The 6,105-nt window shown below is 72.3% G+C and carries 6 protein-coding genes and 1 pseudogene; 2 read left to right on the top strand and 5 right to left on the bottom strand.

The genetic code is table 11. The features are described 5' to 3' along the window. Window positions 1–119 precede the first annotated feature (119 nt). Window positions 120–1,241 carry a hypothetical protein gene (locus AC13HU_RS30045; RefSeq protein ID WP_483045127.1) on the top strand — a complete coding sequence of 374 codons (1,122 nt, stop codon included), beginning with the start codon at window positions 120–122 and terminating at the stop codon, window positions 1,239–1,241. A gap of 22 nt (window positions 1,242–1,263) precedes the next feature. Here AC13HU_RS30045 and AC13HU_RS30040 read toward each other — a convergent pair whose 3' ends face one another. The 5 genes from AC13HU_RS30040 to AC13HU_RS30020 form a co-directional block, all read right to left on the bottom strand. Further along, on the bottom strand, window positions 1,264–2,013 hold the full coding sequence (locus tag AC13HU_RS30040; RefSeq protein WP_483045126.1) for a nucleotidyltransferase domain-containing protein: 750 nt from the start codon (window positions 2,011–2,013) through the stop codon (window positions 1,264–1,266). 302 nt (window positions 2,014–2,315) lie between these two features. Continuing rightward, window positions 2,316–2,720 carry a nuclear transport factor 2-like protein gene (locus tag AC13HU_RS30035; RefSeq protein WP_483045125.1) on the bottom strand — a complete coding sequence of 135 codons (405 nt, stop codon included), beginning with the start codon at window positions 2,718–2,720 and terminating at the stop codon, window positions 2,316–2,318. A 305-nt stretch (window positions 2,721–3,025) separates the two neighbouring features. Then, on the bottom strand, window positions 3,026–4,399 hold the full coding sequence (locus AC13HU_RS30030; RefSeq protein ID WP_483045124.1) for a M20/M25/M40 family metallo-hydrolase: 1,374 nt from the start codon (window positions 4,397–4,399) through the stop codon (window positions 3,026–3,028). Continuing rightward, entirely contained in the window at window positions 4,389–5,300 is a 912-nt protein-coding gene (locus tag AC13HU_RS30025) for a GNAT family N-acetyltransferase (protein ID WP_483045123.1), read from the bottom strand. The genes AC13HU_RS30030 and AC13HU_RS30025 overlap by 11 nt, the downstream gene beginning before the upstream one ends. Continuing rightward, a complete protein-coding gene (locus AC13HU_RS30020) occupies window positions 5,297–5,836 on the bottom strand; it encodes a M20/M25/M40 family metallo-hydrolase (protein ID WP_483045122.1) in 540 nt (179 codons plus the stop codon). Before AC13HU_RS30020 ends, AC13HU_RS30025 begins: the two co-directional genes overlap by 4 nt. 77 nt (window positions 5,837–5,913) lie before the next feature. On the opposite strand from AC13HU_RS30020, the pseudogene AC13HU_RS30015 reads away from it, so the two are divergent. Continuing rightward, a pseudogene (locus AC13HU_RS30015) lies at window positions 5,914–6,105 on the top strand (hypothetical protein); the annotation flags it as partial.

The raw sequence follows: 6,105 nt of genomic DNA, 5'->3' as shown, positions 1-6,105 counted from the left end.
GTGCAGCGGGTGAGGAATGAGCCGGACCCGGAATCGCTGCCTGCGAACCGGGACCGGTCCGGTTCGGGCCGTATACGCGCACGGGAATATTCGAATCCCGAACGGGGAAAAGGCGAAAGGTGAGTACGCGTAGACGGTTTCTCGGCGCCGCCACCGCCGTGGGCGGCATGGTGTTTCTCGACGGAGCCGAGGCCGCATCCGCAGTCGGGGCCACGGCCGCATCCGCGGTCGGGGCCGATCCAACATCGGATTCCGCGGCCCTGGAACTTCGGGCCCGAAATGCCATTGTCGCGGTCGATGCCGGCACGCAGAAGCATTACGACGCGCTCCGGGCCGAGTTGATCGAGCGGCTCGGTCCGGTGATCGTCGTTCAGAACGACGATCAGGGTGGCCGGTACACCCTCGTCCACAACGGGGCGCGGGAGTCGTCGCACCCCGTATCCGCGATCTTCGAGCTGGCCAAGTCGGTCGCCCACGCGCCGCTGGGGATCTACTCGATCGTCGCGCCGTACCTGAGCCACCGGATGCCGAACCTCCCCGGCTCGGCCCGTCCCGACCGGCACGACGTGGACATGGTGGCGTTCAAGGGGCCCGGAACGACGGGCTGGGTCGGGCCGCTTCGGGCGTTCGGCAGCACCCTGACCACCGCCCGGCGGCAGCTCGGCGCCGCGCGCCTGCCGCCGGAACTGGAGGCATCGAGCACGCAGATCCTCGACGCCGCGCTCACGTTCGTCGACGAGTCCGTGCGGCGCGGTTCCTTCGACATGACGTCGTTCGAGAAGTTCACCGGCGGCCTGGACGGCGCCATCGGCACCAACCTGAAGTACGCGGCCCGGGCCCAGATCGACGGCGTGGAAGCCCTCATGAAGCGGTGGCGGAGCAAGGTCGGGGAGGCGGACTGGCCCGGCCTGTACGTCGTCGTGCTGTCGATCTGGACGACGTCCGCCCCGAACCAGAACTCGATCATCGTCAAGCGGCTCATGGACCCCGCGACCGCAAACTCGCACCTGATCGACCTGCCGACCGCCCAACTGCCCGCCGACCCGGTCTTCGTCGCCCTCGACAACCTGGCCCGGATCGTGCAGGACAACGTCGCGGCGGAACTGGTCTTCCCCACCGACCGAAAGCTGGCGGACGCACTGAAGGGCCCCGAGGACCTGCTGGCCCCGGAGATCCTGCACCAACTCGCCTGCCCCTACCAGAGCGGCCACCAGGAGCGGCGCGCAAAGAGGCCGCGCTGATCGCGGACCCTGGCGTCAGGATTCAGCCTGCGGCCAGCGTGCGCTTGATACCGCGACGCACGAAGGCGCGGGCTCGGATCGCCCGGCGGACACGCCGTACCGGGCTGATCGGCGCGGGATGCGCATAGCGGCGCTCACGGATGTCGCCCACCACGTCCGCGGGCGCACCGAGTCGCAGCAGTTCCTCCAGGGCTTCGCCCTTGGTGATCAGCCCTCCGTCGCGCAGCGTGACGGTGGCGCGGGCCAGGACCAGCGGGCCCAGGTCCACCCAGATGTCCCGCATCCACAACAGGGGGTTGCGGGTGGCCGGAAGCCAGAACTCGGCCAGATCGCGCCGGATGAAGTCCTCCAACTGCCCTTGGGCGAGCGGCGGGAGCAGTTCCGCCGGCGGCAGGCCGTGCAGGGTGCGCCCACCGTCGAGCAGTTCCCGGCGGGTGACCGCTGTGACGGGGCGTTCCAGGAGCGTGTTGTGGGCCCAGGTGAAATGGCGGGCCTCGGCATCGGAGAGCGCTGTTGCGACCATGTACGAGCAGTGCAACTTGGCCGCCGCCGGCTCTTCGTCCAGCAGCCGCCGGTGAATTCGTCCCAACCGGTCCCGCTGCTCGCGGTCCAGGGGGGTTTCGAGCACGGCGATGAGATCAAGATCGCTGCGTCCGGGCTGAAAGTCGCCCATCGCCAGCGAACCGTGTGCCCATACGGCCACAGTCGGCACCGCCGGCCGTATCTCGGAGACGAAGCGCTTGAGTACGAGATCCGTTTCGGTCGCCGCCATGCCGGGATTCTGGCACACCGCCACGCGCCGCGCCGTAGGTTTCGTAAGGACGGCAAATGACGGGGTATCCGTGAAATCGGCCGACGCTGCTCGTCGCGCCATTCGGGGGCGATCCCGATTCAGTGGGGACGTCGGCGGACAACGAGGCGCCGAACCTGCCTCCGCCCGGACCACGGTGGGCCGAAGGGTCACCCTGCTCGCGCGAGGGTGACCCGCTGCCGGGGGCCGCGGGTGTCCTTGGGCCGAGTGCCGTGCGGGGAGTTGCCGTCGTCCCGGCCGGCCGGGACGTGCGTGGCCGGGGATCAGGTTGCGGCGATGGTCCGGCCCGGCATCGGCGCCGCGAGTGCGGCCCGCCAGGCCGGGGCACCGAAGGGATCGGCGAAGTACTGCGTCTCGTGCACCACCTGCCGGTCGGCGAACTCCATGACGCTCACCGAGTACGAAGGCACACCGTCGTAGGTGATGGTGCATTCGCTCACCCACAGGTGCGCATGGCCGGTGATCCGCCGGACGGTGAAGTGCCGGTCGGCCGGGTGGCAGCCGCGTTGCGCCGAAATCGTCGCGCGGCCCTGGAAGCGTTCACCTGACTGCGGGTAGTCCAAGATCGCGTCCGTGGCGTAAATGGCGTGCTCGGCTTCGGTGTTCCCGCGTTCCGAGGCCCGCCAATGTTCCTCGATCGCGGCCCTGGTCCGGGAGTCGGCATCCATGGCACGTCCTTTCCGTAGTGGTGGCAGCCTAGGCACACCGGGCCGCAGCCGGCCCGGCGCCAGGCGGACGGGGCTGCCGAATTCACCCGACGCCGCCCTCCATTTGCCGGCCGGGTGGACGGTCGGCCCCGGCCGGCAGGCACCGTACCCGGGCCGGCGAGTTCAGCGTGTGGCGGCGAGGTCGTCGACGAACTGCTGGACATGGCCCAGCAGTTCGCTCTGATGGGGTGGGGTGGAGACCTCGAAGTGGCCGCGGTCCGGCTCCCGCACCGTGATCCGGGCGGCCGCGCGGACCGGGCGGCGGGTCAGACGGACTGCAGGAACTGCCGGAGTATCCGCTGACCCCCGCGCAAGGCGGCCAGCGGAACCCGCTCGTCCACCCCGTGCATACCCGCGGCCACCCGCCCCTGCGGGTCGACTCCGTGCGGGGCGAAGCCGTAGCCGGCGATGCCCAGCCGGGCGAAGGGCTTGGCGTCGGTGCCGCCGCCCATGCAGTACGGCAGCACCACCGCTCCCGGATCGGCCGCCCGCACGCACCTGCTGATGGCCTCGAACCACGGCGAGCACACGGGCGCGGCGACAGCCGGGCTGTCGGAGAGCAGGTGGATCGACACCCTGTCGCCGAGCAGGTCGGTGATCTGCGCGAGCACCTCCTGGTGGTCCCCGGCCAGGGTCCGTACGTCGATCTCGGCGCGCGCCTGGCCGGGCACGACGTTGACCTTGTAACCGGCCTCGAGCAGCGTCGGCGTCGCCGAGGACCGCAGCGACGGCTCGACGTAGTCGCGCAGGTCGCCGATGCGCTCCAGCACCGCCGCGATGCCGGCTTCGCCGTCCAGGTCGGCCTCGATGCCCAGTGCCTCCACGACACCCGCGAGGAAGGCCAGCACCACGGGTGTCGGCCGGACCGGCCAGCGGTGGTCGGCGACTCGTGCGAGCGCGCGCACCAGGCGGGCCACCGGGTTGTCGTCATTCGGCCGGGAGCCGTGGCCCGCGGTGCCCGTGGCGCGGACCGACATGTGCAGGGAGCCGCGTTCGGCGGCGGCCACCGGGTAGAAGCGGCGCACGGTGCCGTCGGCGGCGGTCGCGTCCACCGGAACGCCGCCCGACTCGCCGATCCCGGCGGTCACCCCGCGGAAGAGCTCGGGGTGGGCGTCCACCAGCCATTCGGCGCCGAGTTGCCCGTCCTCCTCCTCCTCCTCCTCCTCGTCGGCGACGAACGCGAACACGATGTCGCGTCGCGGGCCGACGCCGTCACGTGCCCACTCCAGCAGGGTCGCCACCATCATGGCGACCATGTCCTTCATGTCGGTGGCCCCGCGTCCCCACAGGTAGCCGTCGGCGACACGCCCCTCGAAGGGCGGCACCGACCAGCCCTTCTCGTCGGCCGGGACCACGTCCAGGTGCCCGTGCACGAGCAGGGCGTCGGCCGCCGGATCGGCACCCGGCACCCGCAGCACCACGTTGGCCCGCGTCGGCGCGGACTCCAGCACCACCGGGGTGTATCCCGCCGTACGCAGCAGGCCGGCCACGTAGTCGGCGGCGGCACGCTCGCCCCGGCTGCCGGCGGTGCCGAAGTTCTGCGTGTCGAGGGAGATCAGGTGGGCGCAGATGGCCACCACGTCGGGAAACGGGGCGCCGGGCGGTGCGGCCGGGTGGGCGGGCCCGCGCTCAGCGTCCATCCGGGCTCCCCGGGCGGACCGGGCGGGTCTCGACCACGTAGCCCTCGTTGCGCCGGAACCCGACGATCCGGGCCCCGTTCGCCATCGCCCCGCCCAACTCCTCGCGCAGCGCCACCCGCCATTCGCGCGCCAGGTGCGGCGACTCGCGGCGCACGGCCTCGATGTCCGGGGGAATCGCGAGCAACGCCCGCTCGCCGTCCCAGCGGCCTGCCTTCGGTCTGCCGTCGGCCCCCACGTGCAGGGCTGTTGCGGGGGCGGCGCCGTCGTCGCAGGGGAGGGAAGCGGCGCGGCGGTCGCAGCGCCGGACCACTTCCGGTGCCAGCAGGTGCCAGGTCAGCAGCAGCCGGTCGGTCTGGTCACCGGCGTTGATCCGGTCGCTCATCGACCCGTAGAAGTCGGCCAGGTACTCCGTCGCCGAGCCGCCGAGCTTGCCGATGTTGAAGTGGGCGTTGCGGCGCACGAGTGGGTCGAAGGTCCAGGCGATCGTGGTGACACCCGCCCGCAACGCCCACGTGCGCTGGTGCAGTTTCAGGGCGCGGCCCACGTTGCGGGCACGCCGGTTGCCCACGACCGCGGCGATGTGGCTGTGCATGCTGTGCGGCGGCCCCGCACCGAAGAACGCCACCGCGGCACCGATGAGATCCCCGTCGAGGTACGCCCCGGCGACGTAGTTGCCGCTGGTCGCGAACGCTTTGAGCAGTTCGGTGGTGACCTTCGGGCCGGCCTCGCCGCGGTTCCACACCCGGTCCAGCAGCGCCCCGAGCTCCTGGAGCGCGGCGATCCGGTCGACCTCGCGGATGTCCACTCCCGACGACCGGGCCGCCTCGTCCGCGGCCGAGGTCGCCGACGCGACGGCGATCACCCGCTCCTCGCCGGTGTCCGACGACTGACTGTGTGTCACAGCTCCGTGACCTCCTTGGGGCGGCGGACCGCCGAGTCGTGCAGGATGCCGGCTATGAGTCCGGCGATCAGCGCGGTGCGGCCGGGCAGTTCGTCGATCAGGACGTGTTCGTCGGCGGCGTGCGGACCGCCGCCGCTCGCACCCAGCCCGTCGAGGGTGGGCACGCCGAGGGCCGCCGTCAGATTGCCGTCGGAGCCGCCGCCGACGGCCGCCTCGCCGAGGTCGTGCAGGCCCGCGGCCGGGGCCAGTTCGCGGGCCAGCCGGAACAACTCCGCCGCGGCCGCGCGCTCCAGGGGCGGCCGGTCGATGCCGCCGGAGACCTCCAGCAGCCCGTCGGGCAGGCGTGGGCGCAGCCCGTACAGCGCGGCGTCGACGCGTTCGAGCTCTGCCGCCGACCAGGCTCTGACGTCGACGGAGAAGGACGCCGTCTCCGGGACGGTGTTCGCCGACGTCCCGGCGACGACCAGGCTCGGGACCACGCTCGTGCCCTGCCCCGGATCGGCCAGCGCCTGCACGGCGAGGATCTGATGGGCCACCTCCACCGCCGCGTTCGGGTTCCAGGCCCGCGTGCGCGGCCCGGCCGGTGGCCGCCACCCGGTAGGCGGCCCGGCCCTTGCGGGACGTCTTCAGCGCCCCGCCGGGCGCGGCGGCCTCCAGGACGAGCACGGCACTGCACGGCGCCGCCTCCGCGGTGATCAGGGCCCGCGACGTGCCGGACCCGACCTCCTCGTCCCCGGTCACCAGCAGCGTGACACCGTCCAGGTCGCCGGCGACCACTGCTGGGTGGGGGCTTCGTCCGCCGGTC

Source organism: Streptomyces sp. NH27 (genome assembly GCF_056859195.1).
This window is presented reverse-complemented; position numbering and strand designations above follow the sequence as displayed.

Coding starts and splice junctions, on each gene's coding strand:
- AC13HU_RS30030 (WP_483045124.1), bottom strand. CDS start 4,399: ATGGACGCTGAGCGCGGGCCCGCCCACCCGGCCGCACCGCCCGGCGCC.
- AC13HU_RS30035 (WP_483045125.1), bottom strand. CDS start 2,720: ATGGATGCCGACTCCCGGACCAGGGCCGCGATCGAGGAACATTGGCGG.
- AC13HU_RS30040 (WP_483045126.1), bottom strand. CDS start 2,013: ATGGCGGCGACCGAAACGGATCTCGTACTCAAGCGCTTCGTCTCCGAG.